Source organism: Pantoea sp. GM_Pan_3, from assembly GCF_026541045.1.
GTDB lineage: Bacteria > Pseudomonadota > Gammaproteobacteria > Enterobacterales > Enterobacteriaceae > Pantoea > Pantoea anthophila.
In genome coordinates this window covers 60,019-75,118 of the sequence record NZ_JALNVA010000003.1, presented here as the reverse complement: position 1 = coordinate 75,118, position 15,100 = coordinate 60,019, and the positions used below count along the sequence as shown (strand labels likewise).

The following is a 15,100-nucleotide window of genomic DNA, read 5'->3' as shown; positions in this document are numbered from 1 at the left end:
TACAGGAGTTCAACCATGAGTAATGCAGCCTGGCCCAACGGATTTCGTCGTCGCCTGTTAGCGGGTGAAACCCTGATTGGCAGCTGGTGCGCGCTGGCCAGTCCGATCTCTACCGAAATCCTGGGGCTGGCCGGTTTTGACTGGCTGGTGCTGGATGGGGAGCATGCGCCCAACGATATCACCACGTTTGTGCCACAGCTGATGGCGCTGAAAGGGAGCCACAGTGCGCCGGTCGTACGACCGCCCTGCAACGAGCCGGTGATCATCAAGCGCCTGCTGGATATCGGGTTTAACAACTTCCTCGTGCCCTTTGTTGAGACAGAAGAGGAGGCGCGGCGCGCGGTCGCCTCAACCCGCTATCCGCCCGCCGGTATTCGCGGCGTGTCGGTCTCCCATCGCAGCAACATGTACGGCACCCTGCCGGATTATAACCAGAGCATCAATGACAACATCACCGTGCTGGTGCAGATCGAAACCCGGCAGGCGGTTGACCACATCGACGCCATAGCCGCGGTCGACGGCGTGGACGGCATCTTTGTCGGGCCGGGCGATCTCTCTGCGGCGCTGGGCTACCTCGGCCAGCCCGCCCACCCGGAGGTGCTGGACGTGATTAAACACATTTTTGACCGTGCCAGAGCGGCCGGGAAGCCGGCGGGCATACTGGCCCCGGTGGAGGCGGACGCCCGTCGTTATCTGGAGTGGGGAGCCACCTTTGTGGCGGTCGGCAGCGATCTCGGGATATTCCGCAGCGCCACCCAGGCGTTGTGCGACAAATTCAAGCGCTAAGCAGCAAGGAGACATGCAATGAAGATTGGATTTATTGGCCTGGGCATCATGGGTAAACCCATGAGCAAAAATCTGCTGAAAGCGGGCTACTCACTGGTGGTGCGGGATCACCACGCCAGCAATGAAGCTGAACTGGCTGAACTGGGCGCGACCGTGGCAACTTCGCCGAAAGAGGTGGCTGAGCAGTGCGAGGTGGTCATTACCATGGTGCCCAACTCGCCGCAGGTGAAAGCGGTCTGTCTGGGAGAGGGCGGCATTATCGAAGGCGCGAAGCCGGGCCTGGTGGTGATCGACATGAGCTCGATTGCGCCGCTGGCGAGCCGGGAAGTGCACGATGCGCTGGCAGAGAAAGGGATCAGCATGCTGGACGCCCCGGTCAGCGGCGGGGAGCCGAAAGCGATTGAAGGCACGCTTTCCGTCATGGCCGGCGGAGAGAAAGCGGTGTTTGATCGCTGTTACGACATCATGAAGGCGATGGCGGGATCGGTAGTGCACACCGGTGATATCGGCGCGGGCAACGTCACCAAGCTGGCCAATCAGGTGATTGTGGCGCTGAACATCGCGGCGATGTCCGAAGCCCTGTCGCTGGCGACCAAAGCGGGGGTCAGTCCGGAGCTGGTGTTCCAGGCGATTCGTGGCGGCCTGGCGGGCAGCACGGTGCTGGAGGCGAAAGCGCCGATGGTGATGGATCGCAACTTCAGACCGGGCTTCCGCATCGACCTGCATATCAAGGATCTGGCGAACGCCCTGGATACCTCGCACACGCTGGGCGCGCATCTGCCGCTGACGGCGGCGGTGATGGAGATGATGCAGGCGCTGCGTAATGATGGCCAGGGAACGTCCGACCACAGTGCGCTGGCCTGCTATTATGAGAAGTTAGCGAAGGTTGAAATCGCCCGCTAAATCCCGGTGCCGGTCTCCGCGGAAACCGGCCGGGTTCAGCGCCGTTTCAATGACTCAACTGTGCTCGGATTGCCTATGAAAATCGTAATCGCACCGGATTCATATAAAGAGAGTTTATCCGCCCTGGAGGTGGCATCGGCGATTGAAGCGGGATTCCGTGACATCTTTCCCGATGCCCACTACGTGAAAATACCGGTCGCCGACGGCGGCGAAGGAACGGTAGAAGCGATGGTCGCGGCGACGAAAGGAAACATCGTCAGGCTGAAGGTGACCGGGCCACTGGGCACACAGGTCGAGGCTTTCTATGGCCTCTCCGGCGATGCGTCCACCGCCTATATCGAAATGGCGGCGGCCAGCGGACTGGAGCGGGTGCCCGCCGCCCAGCGCGATCCGCTGATCACCACCTCGTTCGGCACCGGCGAGCTGATCCGGCATGCGCTGGATAAAGGGGTCGGCCACATCATTATTGGCATTGGCGGTAGTGCGACCAACGATGGCGGCGCCGGGATGATGCAGGCGCTGGGCGCCCGGCTGCTGGATGATCGCGGCCAGCAGATTGGTTACGGCGGCGGGTCGCTGCCTGACCTCGCCACCATTGAGATTGATGCACTGGATGCCCGGCTTCGGCAGTGCCGCATTGAAGTGGCGTGTGACGTCACTAATCCGCTGACCGGAAAGGAGGGCGCTTCGGCTGTTTTCGGTCCGCAGAAAGGGGCGACACCGGCACTGGTGCAGCAGCTCGATAAGGCGCTGACCCATTACGCCGCGATTATTCAGCGCGACCTCGATATCGACGTGCTGCATATCCCCGGCGGCGGTGCGGCGGGCGGCATGGGGGCGGCGCTACACGCCTTTTGCCAGGCAGAACTGCGGCGTGGCATCGAAATTGTCACGGAGGCGCTGGGGCTGGCAGAGCAGGTAAAAGATGCCGACCTCGTGATCACCGGGGAAGGCCGCATCGACAGCCAGAGTATCAATGGCAAGGTGCCGGTGGGGGTCGCCAGCGTGGCAAAGCGCTTCAACAAGCCGGTGATAGGCATCGCCGGCAGCCTGACGGCGGATGTGGGGGTAGTGCATCAGCATGGTATCGATGCGGTGTTCAGCGTGCTCTACAGCATCTGCACGCTGGATGAGGCGCTCGCCACGGCCGGCAAAAATGTAACGATGACGGCGCGTAACGTCGCCGCCACGCTAAAGCTGGCCGGCTTTCACTGATCCTGCGGCCAGCCCGGATTACCCGATGCCCAGCAGCTGCCGGGCTTCACGCGCCACGTTCTCCATCTCATCCTGCAGCTCCAGCAGTTCCGGCTCCAAAGCGGCGATATCGCTGGCCTGCAGCAGCTCTCTCTCCAGCTGGTGGCAGAGCTGCTTCATGCGCGGCACGCCGCTGTAGCTGGCACTGCCGTGCAGCTTGTGAATGATCTCCCGCAGGGCCGTGACCTCATTGGCGGCCATAAACTGCGCCATCTTCGCGTGAACTTCCGGTAAAAACTCCAGCAGCATCCGCAGCAGATCCCGTGCCAGGTCGGGTTTATTCGCCGCCTGCCGCAGTGCCAGCTGCCAGTCCAGCGTCGGCAGTATCGGCGGCAGTTCCGGCACGGCGACCACCGGTGCGGGCGTATAGCGCGCCAGCAGCTGCCTTAACTTGCTCTCATCAATCGGTTTGGCAAGATAGTCATTCATGCCCGCTTTGATGAGCTGCTCGCGTTCGCCATCAATGGCGTGAGCGGTCACCGCCACGATGGGGGTCGTGGCGTGCAGCGGCAGACCACGGATGATTTCGCTGGCGCGAATACCATCGATGTCAGGCATCTGAATATCCATCAGAATCACATCCAGCGACTGCTGGCGCGCCTCGCGGATAGCGTGTTCGGCGCTGCTGCACAGCAGGATATTCTGCACCTGCTCCTCCAGCAGCGCACCAATCAGCTTGAGGTTGGCAGGGTTATCATCCACTGCCATCACCGTCAGCGGCAGGCGCGGGGAGAAGGGCAGCTCGCTGATCTGGCGGGTGTGCAGATCCAGCAGCATCGGCAGGAGTCGCGTCAGGGAGATTGGCTTCGCAATGCAGCCGTCAATGCCGCGCACCTTCAGTTCATCAGCCAGCAGCATCATCGGGCTGGGCAGGGCCATCAGCACATTATCTGCCCGATCCAGCAGCGCATTGATCCTCCCCTCGTTCAGCAGCTCGGGCTGGCTGATGCTGACCGGCATCGCCATCAGCAGCAGCGGATAGTGGGACGCCGGCAGGCCCTCCAGCGTTTCGCTGTAGTCGATCTGCAACGGCGTGGCGCTCAGCATCTCCAGCGCCGCGCGGGCGACGGTGGCATCCGCCTCGACATAGGCGATGCGGGACTGTGACAGCGCTTCCAGCACGCGCGGCATACCGGGCGCGTTGGGGTTGAGATCCAGCTGCACGCGAATCACAAAGGTAGAGCCCTGATCCGGCTGGCTGCTGAAGGTGATATCCCCGCCCATCTCCCGCACCAGTTTCTGGGTGATGACCAGCCCCAGCCCGGTGCCGCCATGACGGCGCGAAATACTGGCGTCGGCCTGGCGGAACGCCTGAAACAGCTGCGTCTGCTGCTGCTCAGAGATACCGATGCCGCTATCCTCTACCTGAATCTCCAGCTCGACGCGCGTCTGGGTCATAACGCGCTGCGTGACGCGCAGGCCGATATGGCCCTGTTCAGTAAACTTGATGGCGTTGCCAATCAGGTTGATCAGAATCTGCTGCAGGCGCAGCGCATCGCCGATGACGTTGTCCGGCACGCTGCTGTCGCACACCACCGTCAGCTCCAGCCCCTTGTCATGCGCCGACGGGGCCAGCAGCACCAGGGTCTCATCCAGGGTGGCACGCAGAGGGAAGGGGATCGCCTCCAGCATCAGCTTGCCCGCTTCCAGCTTCGAAAAATCGAGCACGTCGTTAATGATACTGAGCAGGTTGTTGGCCGAGCGCTCGATGGTCTGCATGTAGTCGCGCTGGGTCGTGCGCAGCTGAGTTTTCAGCATCTGGCGGGTAAAGCCCAGCACGCCATTAAGCGGCGTTCGCAGCTCGTGCGACATGTTTGCCAGAAACTCCGATTTAATGCGCGCCGCTTCCTGAGCGCGCTTCTTCGCCAGATCCAGTTCGACGTTCTGAATCTCCAGCTGTTCCAGCGTTTCCCGCAGATCGTACGTCGCCTGGTCGATGTTGTGCTGCATCTCTTCGTGATAGGCGGTCAGCGACATCGCCATGGCGTTGATGCCGTTTTTCAGCGTGCTGAGTTCGCCCAGCATGTACCCTTCAACGCGGCTGTCGAGCTGACCGCGACGGATGCGGTCAACGGTGGTCACCATGTTGCGGATCGGGCCGGTGACATCACGCATCAGCCGATAGGCAAACAGCATCGCAAGGCAGAGGCAGAAGAGCAGCATCAGGGTGGCGACAAACACCTCTTTATACTGCTGCAGGCGCACCGACTGCAGATCGAGTTCAATCGCCACATAGCCCAGGGGGTTACCCGAGGGTTTGACCTTTTCATCGGGTAATTCATCCAGATCGTAACGCTCGGCCGTGATCGGCGTGCGCAGAATCAACAGATTACCGTGACGCTCCATGGAGACATCATCGGGCAGGGCGTGGATATCTTCCTGCTGCAGCAGGCTGAGATTCTGCCGGTTATTGGAGGTCACGTAGAGCTGGTTATGATTATCAAACACGGAGATCGCCCGGACGATGCCGGAGTGGCGGCGGTGCAGTAAACTCACCAGCTCCCGCATCGCATCGCGATCGTCCCAGGTCATGCTGTATTCGCTGGAGATCGCCAGCGGTTCGATGATATTCGCCCCGGCATCGATTACCTGGCGCTGCAGTTCATTGTAGCGATGGACTACAAAAAATGAGCTGAGCAGCAGGCCAACCATCAGCGTGGGTGCCAGAATTAAAATCATCATTCGCGCCCGCAGGCTGTATTTGGTCATAATAGTCGCCTGGCTACTCCGGCATTAACCTCCCTGCACATCCTGTCGACAGCACCGTGCAGGTCGTTTCGATAAAGAGAACTGATAACACTATGGCGCAATTTTACGTTGCAAAACAGCGCGTGGCGACACAACAGCGGATCACCGTCACCATCGATGAGCTCGATCCGTTCGGGCAGGGCGTGGCGCGTCACAAAGGCAAAACGATTTTTGTCGCCGGTGCCTTGCCGGGTGAGCAGGCGGAGATCACGCTGACAGAGGATAAACGCCAGTTTGCCCGGGGGAAAGTGAAACGGCTGCTCAGCCGCAGTCCGGCGCGCGTCGCACCGCGCTGTCCCCACTTTGATCGCTGCGGTGGCTGCCAGCAGCAGCATGCAGAGGTGGAGCTGCAGCAGCAGAGCAAAGCTCAGGCGCTGAGCCGGATGCTGAGCCAGGCCGCCGCGCAGACGATCGCGGTGGAGGAGGTGATCGCCGGTGAACCCTGGGGCTACCGGCGTCGCGCCCGTCTGGGTCTGCAGTGGCAGAATAAAGCGCAGCGGCTGCAGATGGGGTTCCGCCAAGAGGCGAGCAACGATCTGGTCGATATCCAGCACTGCCCCGTTTTAGTGCCCGAACTTGAGGCATTGCTGGTGCCGCTGCACCACTGCCTGAGTGCACTGCGCGCCGTCAGGCGCCTCGGTCATGTGGAACTGGTGCTGGCGGATAACGGCCCGCTGATGATCCTGCGCCATCTTGATGCGCTGCACCCGGACGACCGTGAAAAACTGGAACAGTTTTCGCATAAGCATCAGCTGATGCTCTTCCTGGATGCGGGTGATGAAGGGTTAACGTCGCTAACGACTCAGACACCTTTTTATCACTCTCACCAGCTTAAGCTAACCTTCAGTCCACAGGACTTTATTCAGGTTAACGATGCGGTGAATCAGCAGATGGTGGCAAAGGCGATAGCCTGGCTCGATCTGCAACCGGAAGACCGGGTTCTGGATCTCTTTTGCGGCATGGGAAACTTCACACTTCCTATAGGAATCTTCGTACAAAATGTGGTTGGTGTGGAGGGGGTTGCAGCATTAGTGCGGCAGGCAGCGTATAATGCTGATTCGAATAATCTTAAAAACGTCAGTTTTTTTCAGCATAATCTGGAAGAGACGGTGTCGCGCCAGCCGTGGGCGGCACAGGGATTTAACAAGGTATTACTCGATCCGGCACGCGCCGGGGCTGCGGGCGTGATGGCACATGTGGTTAAACTTGCGCCAGAACGCGTGGTCTATGTGTCGTGTAATCCAACAACACTCGCCCGCGACAGTCAGGTCTTGCTGTCGGCAGGCTACCAATTGGAAAGGGTCGCGATGCTGGATATGTTCCCTCATACCCGTCATCTCGAATCCATGGTGCTGTTCAGAAAAACATAAGCGATGTATGTCGTTGTGCAGGAGAGGTTATGGTTGCGGTCAGAAGTGCGCATTTAAATACTGAGGGGGAATTTGCCCTCGACCAGTGGATCGCCAGTCTCGGTATCGCCAACCCGCAATCATGTCAACGCGTTGCCGATACCTGGCGCTACTGTGAAGCGCAGACGCAGGACCATCCCGATCAGTCGCTGCTGCTGTGGCGCGGGATCGAGATGGTGGAAATCCTCTCCATGCTCAGCATGGATATCGAAAGCCTCTGTGCGGCGCTGATCTTCCCGCTGGCTAACGATGAAGTGGTGAGTGAGGAGGAGCTGGAAACCGCCGTCGGCAAAGGCATCGTCTCGCTGGTGCACGGCGTGCGCGACATGGACGCCATCCGCCAGCTGAAAGCGATTCACAACGACTCCATGGCCTCTGAACAGGTCGATAACGTCCGCCGTATGCTGCTGGCGATGGTCGAAGATTTCCGCTGCGTGGTGCTGAAGCTGGCCGAACGCATCATGAACCTGCGCGAAATGAAAGATGCGCCGGAAGATGAGCGGGTGCTGGCGGCCAAAGAGAGCACCAACATCTATGCCCCGCTGGCCAACCGTCTCGGCATCGGTCAGCTCAAATGGGAGCTGGAAGATTACTGCTTCCGCTATCTGCATCCCGACGAATACAAGCATATCGCCCGGTTACTGCATGAGCGGCGTATCGACCGCGAGCAGTATATCGACAACTTCGTCAGCAACCTGCGCAAAGAGATGGCCAAAGAGGGCGTGCGCGCCGAGGTCTATGGTCGTCCGAAACATATCTACAGCATCTGGCGTAAGATGCAGAAAAAGTCGCTGGCCTTTGATGAGCTGTTTGATGTGCGGGCGGTGCGCATCGTGGCCGATCGCCTGCAGGATTGCTACGGCGCGCTGGGCACGGTGCATACGCTCTATCGCCATCTGCCCAGCGAGTTTGATGACTACGTCGCCAACCCGAAACCCAACGGCTATCAGTCGATTCATACCGTGGTGTTAGGCCCGCAGGGCAAAACGGTGGAGATCCAGATCCGTACCCGCCAGATGCATGAAGATGCGGAGCTGGGGGTGGCGGCGCACTGGAAATACAAAGAGGGGCCAACCTCAAGCAGCGCGCGTGGCGCTGCCGGCCACGAAGAGCGCATCGCCTGGCTGCGTAAGCTGATCAGCTGGCAGGAGGAGATGGCGGACTCGGGCGAGCTGCTTGAAGAGGTGCGCAGCCAGGTGTTTGATGACCGGGTCTACGTCTTTACCCCGAAAGGGGACGTGGTGGATCTGCCCGCCGGATCGACACCGCTCGACTTTGCCTACCATATTCACAGCGACATCGGTCACCGCTGCATCGGCGCAAAAATCGGCGGCCGCATTGTGCCGTTTACCTATCAGTTGCAGATGGGCGATCAGGTTGAGGTGATTACCCAGAAGCAGCCGAACCCGAGTCGCGACTGGCTCAACCCGAACCTGGGCTACATCACCACCAGCCGCGGACGCTCGAAGATCCACAACTGGTTCCGCAAGCAGGATCGCGACAAGAACATTGCCGCCGGACGGCAGATTCTGGATAACGAGCTGAATCAGTTCGATATCAGCCTGCGCGAGGCGGAAAAACTGCTGCTGCCGCGCTATAACGTGACCTCACTTGAAGAGCTGCTGGCGGCGATTGGCGGCGGCGATATTCGTCTTAATCAGATGGTGAACTTCCTGCAGGCGAAGCTGAACAAGCCGAGCGCCGAAGAGGAAGATCGCGAGGCGCTGCGCCAGCTGACGCAGAAAGCCTACACTCCGCCAGCGCGCAAAGAGAGCGGGCGAGTGGTCGTGGAAGGGGTGGGCAATCTGATGCACCATATCGCCCGCTGCTGCCAGCCGATCCCGGGCGACGATATTGTCGGTTTCATCACCCAGGGGCGCGGCATCTCTATCCACCGCGCCGACTGCGACCAGCTGGCCGAACTGATTTCCCATGCCCCGGAACGCATCGTCGATGCGGTGTGGGGCGAAAGCTACTCCAGCGGCTATTCGCTGGTGGTGCGGGTGACGGCCAACGATCGCAGCGGGCTGCTGCGCGACATCACCACCATTCTCGCCAATGAAAAAGTGAATGTGCTGGGCGTGTCGAGCCGCAGCGACACCAAAAAACAGCTCGCCACCATCGACATGGACATCGAGATCTACAACCATCAGGTACTGGGACGTGTCCTGGCGCGTCTGAACCAGGTCTCTGATATCATTGACGCCCGTCGCCTGCACTGATTGTCAGTCAGGCCCTGCGGCAACCGGCAGCGTGCGGTTGCGCGGGCGCAATCTGCACCCCGGGGCGCTGCCGGACGCGCGTTACTGCATCCGTCAGCGCCTGTCATGCGCCTCTCTGTTTCCTGTCATCTGACCATCAATCAAGGATCTATCCGAATGAACGCTATTGAGCGCCTGCTTGGCATTATGAAAACCCTGCGCGATCCCGAGCATGGCTGTCCGTGGGATCGTGAACAGACCTTTGCCAGCATCGCGCCCTATACGCTGGAAGAGACCTATGAGGTGCTGGACGCCATCCAGCGCGAAGATTTCAGCGACCTGCGCGGCGAGCTGGGCGACCTGCTGTTTCAGGTGGTCTTTTATGCCCAGATGGCGAGCGAAGCGGATCGCTTCAACTTTGAGGATGTCTGCCACGCCATCAGCGACAAGCTGGAGCGCCGTCATCCGCACATCTTTGGCGAGGCCACGGCGGAAACCAGCACGGAGGTGCTGAAAAACTGGGAAGCGATTAAGAGCGCCGAACGGGCAGAGAAAGCGCAGCATTCGGCGCTGGACGATATCCCCAAAGCACTGCCTGCGCTGATGCGCGCCCATAAAATCCAGAAGCGTTGTCATAATGTCGGCTTCGACTGGACCACCCTGGGGCCGGTGGTGGCGAAAGTGCATGAAGAGATTGATGAGGTCATGCATGAGGCGCAGCAGAGCGTGGTGGACAGCGAAAAACTGGAAGAGGAGATTGGCGATCTGCTGTTTGCCACCGTCAACCTGTCGCGCCATCTGGGCAGCAAAGCAGAAACCGCGCTGCAGAAGGCCAACGACAAGTTTGAGCGCCGCTTCCGCGCGGTGGAAGCGATCATTGCCGCGCAGGGACTGAGTATGCCGGGTGCGACGCTGGAACAGATGGAGGCCGCCTGGCAGCAGGTCAAAGCCGGGGAGAAGTGATGATTATTCCAGCGCTGTGCATAAAGTCGCCGTTTGCGCTTACACGATTCAGCGCGCCATCAACTTTGTGACGCACGTCAACATTTCTTCGGCAGCTATCCGCTATGTTAGCCGCAGCAATGCGTTGGAGGATGGCTGTGATTCATCAATTGTGGCTGATAGCGGTTTCCAGTATACTGTTTTCCCGTCCTGGTTATTCCACCGTCTTTAAACCTAAACTCTCAGGTTCAGCATGACAACGAATTATATTTTTGTGACCGGCGGGGTCGTTTCCTCTCTGGGTAAAGGCATTGCCGCAGCCTCCCTCGCAGCCATTCTCGAAGCCCGTGGTCTGAACGTGACCATCATGAAGCTGGACCCGTATATCAACGTGGATCCAGGCACCATGAGCCCGACGCAGCACGGCGAAGTTTTCGTCACTGACGACGGCGCCGAAACTGACCTGGATCTGGGTCACTACGAGCGCTTCATCCGCACCAAAATGACGCGTCGCAACAACTTCACCACGGGTCGTATCTACTCAGATGTCCTGCGCAAAGAGCGCCGGGGCGACTATCTGGGCGCAACCATTCAGGTTATCCCGCACATCACCAACGCCATCAAAGAGCGCATCATTGAAGGCGGCGAAGGTCATGATGTCGTGCTGGTCGAAATCGGCGGCACGGTAGGCGATATCGAATCGCTGCCGTTCCTGGAAGCGATTCGTCAGATGGCCGTCGATGTGGGCCGCGAGCACACCATGTACATGCACCTGACGCTGGTGCCTTATATGGCGGCGGCGGGTGAAGTCAAAACCAAACCGACTCAGCACTCTGTTAAAGAGCTGCTGTCGATCGGTATCCAGCCAGACGTGCTGATTTGCCGTTCTGACCGTGCCGTACCGGCTAACGAACGCGCCAAAATCGCCCTGTTCTGTAACGTCCCTGAAAAAGCGGTGATCTCGCTGAAGGACGTCGATTCCATCTACAAGATTCCTGGCATGCTGAAATCGCAGGGCCTGGATGACTATATCTGCAAGCGCTTCAACCTGAACGCACCGGAAGCCAACCTGGCCGAGTGGGAGCAGGTGATTTACGAAGAAGCCAATCCGGGTGGCGAAGTCACCATCGGTATGGTGGGCAAGTATGTTGAACTGCCGGATGCCTACAAGTCCGTGATCGAAGCGCTGAAACATGGCGGCCTGAAAAATCGCGTGACCGTGAACATCAAACTGATCGATTCGCAGGATGTGGAATCACGCGGTGTCGAATTGCTGAAAGATCTGGATGCGATTCTGATTCCGGGTGGCTTCGGTTACCGTGGTGTGGAAGGCAAGCTGATGACCGCGCAGTACGCGCGTGAAAACAATGTGCCGTACCTGGGTATCTGCCTGGGCATGCAGGTCGCGCTGATGGAGTTTGCGCGCAATGTCGCCGGGATGCCGGGCGCCAACTCCACCGAATTTGTGCCAGACTGTAAATACCCGGTGGTGGCGTTAATCACCGAATGGCGTGACGAAGAGGGCAACGTCGAAGTCCGCAGCGAGCAGAGCGATCTGGGCGGCACCATGCGTCTGGGCAGCCAGCAGTGTCAGTTAACGCCGGGCAGCCAGGTTCGCCAGCTCTACGGCTCTGACACCATCGTTGAGCGCCATCGCCACCGCTATGAAGTCAACAATATGCTGTTAAAGCAGATTGAAGCAGCCGGTCTGCGCGTGGCGGGTCGCTCTGGTGATGATCAGCTGGTTGAGATTATTGAGATCCCGAACCATCCGTGGTTTGTGGCTTGCCAGTTCCACCCGGAGTTCACCTCGACACCACGCGACGGCCATCCGTTGTTTGCCGGCTTTGTGAAAGCCGCGCATGAGCATCAGAAGCGTTTAGCGAAGTAAATTTCACAAACAGCGCGCGAACTTTTCGCGCGTTGTTTGTCTTAGGATTGACTAACTTGTACTGAGGAAAATCGTAATGTCCAAAATCGTAAAAGTCATCGGTCGCGAAATTATCGACTCACGTGGTAACCCGACTGTTGAAGCTGAAGTGCATCTGGAAGGCGGTTTCGTAGGCCTGGCCGCTGCGCCATCAGGTGCCTCTACCGGTTCACGCGAAGCGCTGGAACTGCGTGACGGTGACAAATCACGTTTCCTGGGCAAAGGCGTAACCAAAGCCGTTGCTGCAGTAAACGGTCCGATTGCTGAAGCGGTAAAAGGCAAAGACGCGAAAGATCAGGCGAACATCGACAAGATCATGATCGACCTGGACGGTACTGAGAACAAATCTAACTTCGGTGCAAACGCCATTCTGGCTGTTTCCCTGGCAGCGGCAAAAGCGGCGGCGGCGTCTAAAGGTCAGCCACTGTATGAGCACATCGCTGAACTGAACGGCACCCCAGGCAAATACTCTATGCCTCTGCCAATGATGAACATCATCAACGGTGGCGAACATGCCGACAACAACGTCGACATCCAGGAGTTCATGATCCAGCCGGTTGGCGCAGCTAACGTGAAAGAAGCCATCCGTATGGGTTCTGAAGTGTTCCACAACCTGGCAAAAGTGCTGAAAAGCAAAGGCATGAGCACCGCTGTCGGTGACGAAGGCGGCTACGCACCAAACCTGGGTTCCAACGCTGAAGCACTGGCTGTTATCGCAGAAGCGGTAAAAGCAGCAGGCTACGAGCTGGGCAAAGACATCACCCTGGCGATGGACTGTGCGGCATCTGAGTTCTACAAAGATGGCAAATATGTTCTGGCCGGTGAAGGCGGTAAAGCGTTCACCTCTGAAGAGTTCACCCACTTCCTGGAAGATCTGACTAAACAGTATCCGATCGTCTCTATCGAAGATGGCCTGGACGAATCTGACTGGAACGGCTTCGCTTACCAGACCAAAGTTCTGGGCGACAAAATCCAGCTGGTGGGTGATGACCTGTTCGTAACCAACACCAAAATCCTGAAAGAAGGTATCGAAAAAGGTATCGCTAACTCCATCCTGATCAAATTCAACCAGATCGGTTCTCTGACCGAAACTCTGGCTGCGATCAAAATGGCGAAAGACGCGGGCTACACTGCGGTGATCTCTCACCGTTCAGGTGAAACCGAAGATGCGACTATCGCTGACCTGGCGGTCGGTACTGCAGCAGGCCAGATCAAAACCGGTTCAATGAGCCGTTCTGACCGTGTTGCTAAGTACAACCAGCTGATCCGTATCGAAGAAGCGCTGGGTTCTAAAGCGCCATTCAACGGTCTGAAAGAAGTTAAAGGTCAGTAATGACCCGGTGCTGATGCCACGTTGCGTGGCATCGCATAAACAGAAAGCCCCGCCCTGTGCGGGGCTTTCTGTTTATGCAGTGTACAGTCACGGATGGCAGGGCCCGAGCAAGCGGCAATCCTGCCGGCCCGTGCAGTTCCCTGCGCGCGGAGAAAAGGCACATCGCGTGGTTGAGCTGCGCGACAAATCTGCCATAATCAGCGCCCCGATTTATCCAGGCGAGTAAAAAATGTTCTACCCGATTAACGAAATGTTCCAGACACTGCAGGGCGAAGGTTACTACACCGGCGTGCCTGCTCTCTTTATCCGCCTGCAGGGATGCCCGGTGGGCTGTAGCTGGTGCGATACCAAACATACCTGGGACAAGCGGGCAGATCGGGAGACCTCGCTGGGCGACATTTTGATCAAAACGGTGGAGAGTGACGCCTGGGGCGATGCCGACGCGGCGACCCTGCTTCGCGCCATCGAACAGCAGGGCTGGACGGCGCGGCACGTGGTGATTACCGGCGGTGAACCGGCGATATATGATCTGCGTCCGTTAACCGCTGCGCTGGAGCAGCAGGGTTTTCAGTGCCAGATTGAGACCAGTGGCACTCACGAAATCCACTGCTCTGAACGGACCTGGGTGACGGTGTCGCCGAAGGTGAACATGCGCGGCGGCTACGACGTGCTGCCGCAGGCCCTGAGCCGGGCTGATGAAATCAAACATCCGGTGGCGCGCCAGCGTGATGTCGAGGCACTGGATGCGCTACTGGCGGGCATTGAGGACAGCAAACCGCGCATCATCGCGCTTCAGCCCATCAGCCGCAAAGAGGAGGCGACCCGCCTCTGCATTGAGACCTGCATCGCCCGTAACTGGCGTCTGTCGATGCAGACTCACAAATATCTCAATATCGCCTGATTTTCATCGCGGTGGTTTCTGCGCGCGGAGGGGGGCGTGCAGGGCAGGGGATGGCAGAGGCGAAAAAGGGGAGCCGCGTCGGATCGAAGGATTCGATCCGACAGGGTCAGCCGCGGTAAACGCAGCCCGCAGTGCAGGTTTCTTTGATCATGACCGCGCTTAACAGCGGCAATTGCGGCTTCATCTGATCCCAGATCCATTTCGCCAGCACTTCGCTGGTGGGATTTTCCAGGCCGGGAATATCGTTCAGGTAGTAGTGATCCAGCCGATCGTAGACCGGCTTAAACGCTGCTTTCAGTTCAGCAAAATCCATAACCCAGCCGGTATGCGCATCCACTTCGCCGGTAATCTCCAGACGAACCAGGAACGAATGACCGTGCAGACGGCCACATTTGTGTCCGGCCGGCACATTCGGAAGGTGGTGCGCGGCCTCGAACTGGAATTCTTTAAACAGGGTGGTAGACATAGTGGTTCTCAGACATTAAAAAACCGCTGGATTCTACCTGATTACCGCTTTTTTCGCACCCGCTGCGCACGAAGCGTTCTTTTTCTTCACCCCTCTTCCTCTGATGTCCAGCTAATTAACTGATATAGCGCCGCTTTGCTTACCACTTTTGCTGATTAATCCTACCTGAAAAACCATTTAGTCATTTTGGTTATTTGATATGTCGAAGGCGTATTTAATCGTTAATA

At 58.4% G+C, this 15,100-nt stretch carries 11 protein-coding genes; 9 read left to right on the top strand and 2 right to left on the bottom strand.

Translation table 11 applies throughout. The features are described from left to right. The first annotated feature begins 15 nt into the window (after positions 1-15). From garL to OXR04_RS10800, 3 genes are all read left to right on the top strand, one after another. A complete protein-coding gene (gene garL, locus OXR04_RS10810) occupies positions 16-786 on the top strand; it encodes a 2-dehydro-3-deoxyglucarate aldolase (RefSeq protein ID WP_267370077.1) in 771 nt (256 codons plus the stop codon). Positions 787-804: 18 nt separating this feature from the next. Further along, positions 805-1,689, top strand: a complete 885-nt coding sequence (gene garR / locus OXR04_RS10805; RefSeq protein WP_140029479.1) for a 2-hydroxy-3-oxopropionate reductase — start codon at positions 805-807, stop codon at positions 1,687-1,689. A 75-nt stretch (positions 1,690-1,764) separates the two neighbouring features. Next, a complete protein-coding gene (locus tag OXR04_RS10800; protein ID WP_267370078.1) occupies positions 1,765-2,904 on the top strand; it encodes a glycerate kinase in 1,140 nt (379 codons plus the stop codon). An 18-nt stretch (positions 2,905-2,922) separates the two neighbouring features. Here OXR04_RS10800 and barA read toward each other — a convergent pair whose 3' ends face one another. Next, positions 2,923-5,652 carry a two-component sensor histidine kinase BarA gene (gene barA, locus OXR04_RS10795; protein WP_009086972.1) on the bottom strand — a complete coding sequence of 910 codons (2,730 nt, stop codon included), beginning with the start codon at positions 5,650-5,652 and terminating at the stop codon, positions 2,923-2,925. A 92-nt stretch (positions 5,653-5,744) separates the two neighbouring features. Here barA and rlmD point away from each other — a divergent pair, with 92 nt between their 5' ends. The 6 genes from rlmD (at position 5,745) to queE (ending at position 14,407) form a co-directional block, all read left to right on the top strand. Then, complete coding sequence (rlmD, locus tag OXR04_RS10790) at positions 5,745-7,061, top strand: 23S rRNA (uracil(1939)-C(5))-methyltransferase RlmD (RefSeq protein WP_167429535.1); 1,317 nt, start codon at positions 5,745-5,747, stop codon at positions 7,059-7,061. Positions 7,062-7,090: 29 nt separating this feature from the next. Continuing rightward, positions 7,091-9,322, top strand: a complete 2,232-nt coding sequence (relA, locus tag OXR04_RS10785; protein WP_009086968.1) for a GTP diphosphokinase — start codon at positions 7,091-7,093, stop codon at positions 9,320-9,322. A gap of 156 nt (positions 9,323-9,478) precedes the next feature. Then, entirely contained in the window at positions 9,479-10,264 is a 786-nt protein-coding gene (gene mazG, locus OXR04_RS10780) for a nucleoside triphosphate pyrophosphohydrolase (RefSeq protein WP_154929339.1), read from the top strand. Between the two features lie 232 nt (positions 10,265-10,496). Beyond that, a complete protein-coding gene (pyrG, locus tag OXR04_RS10775; RefSeq protein ID WP_009086964.1) occupies positions 10,497-12,134 on the top strand; it encodes a CTP synthase (glutamine hydrolyzing) in 1,638 nt (545 codons plus the stop codon). 76 nt (positions 12,135-12,210) lie between these two features. Beyond that, positions 12,211-13,506 carry a phosphopyruvate hydratase gene (gene eno, locus OXR04_RS10770; protein ID WP_009086962.1) on the top strand — a complete coding sequence of 432 codons (1,296 nt, stop codon included), beginning with the start codon at positions 12,211-12,213 and terminating at the stop codon, positions 13,504-13,506. A 229-nt stretch (positions 13,507-13,735) separates the two neighbouring features. Next, complete coding sequence (gene queE / locus OXR04_RS10765) at positions 13,736-14,407, top strand: 7-carboxy-7-deazaguanine synthase QueE (RefSeq protein ID WP_046102459.1); 672 nt, start codon at positions 13,736-13,738, stop codon at positions 14,405-14,407. Between the two features lie 106 nt (positions 14,408-14,513). Here queE and queD read toward each other — a convergent pair whose 3' ends face one another. After that, positions 14,514-14,873: a 6-carboxytetrahydropterin synthase QueD gene (gene queD / locus OXR04_RS10760; protein WP_009086958.1), complete on the bottom strand. Its 360-nt coding sequence runs from the start codon at positions 14,871-14,873 to the stop codon at positions 14,514-14,516. Between the last annotated feature and the right edge of the window lie 227 nt (positions 14,874-15,100).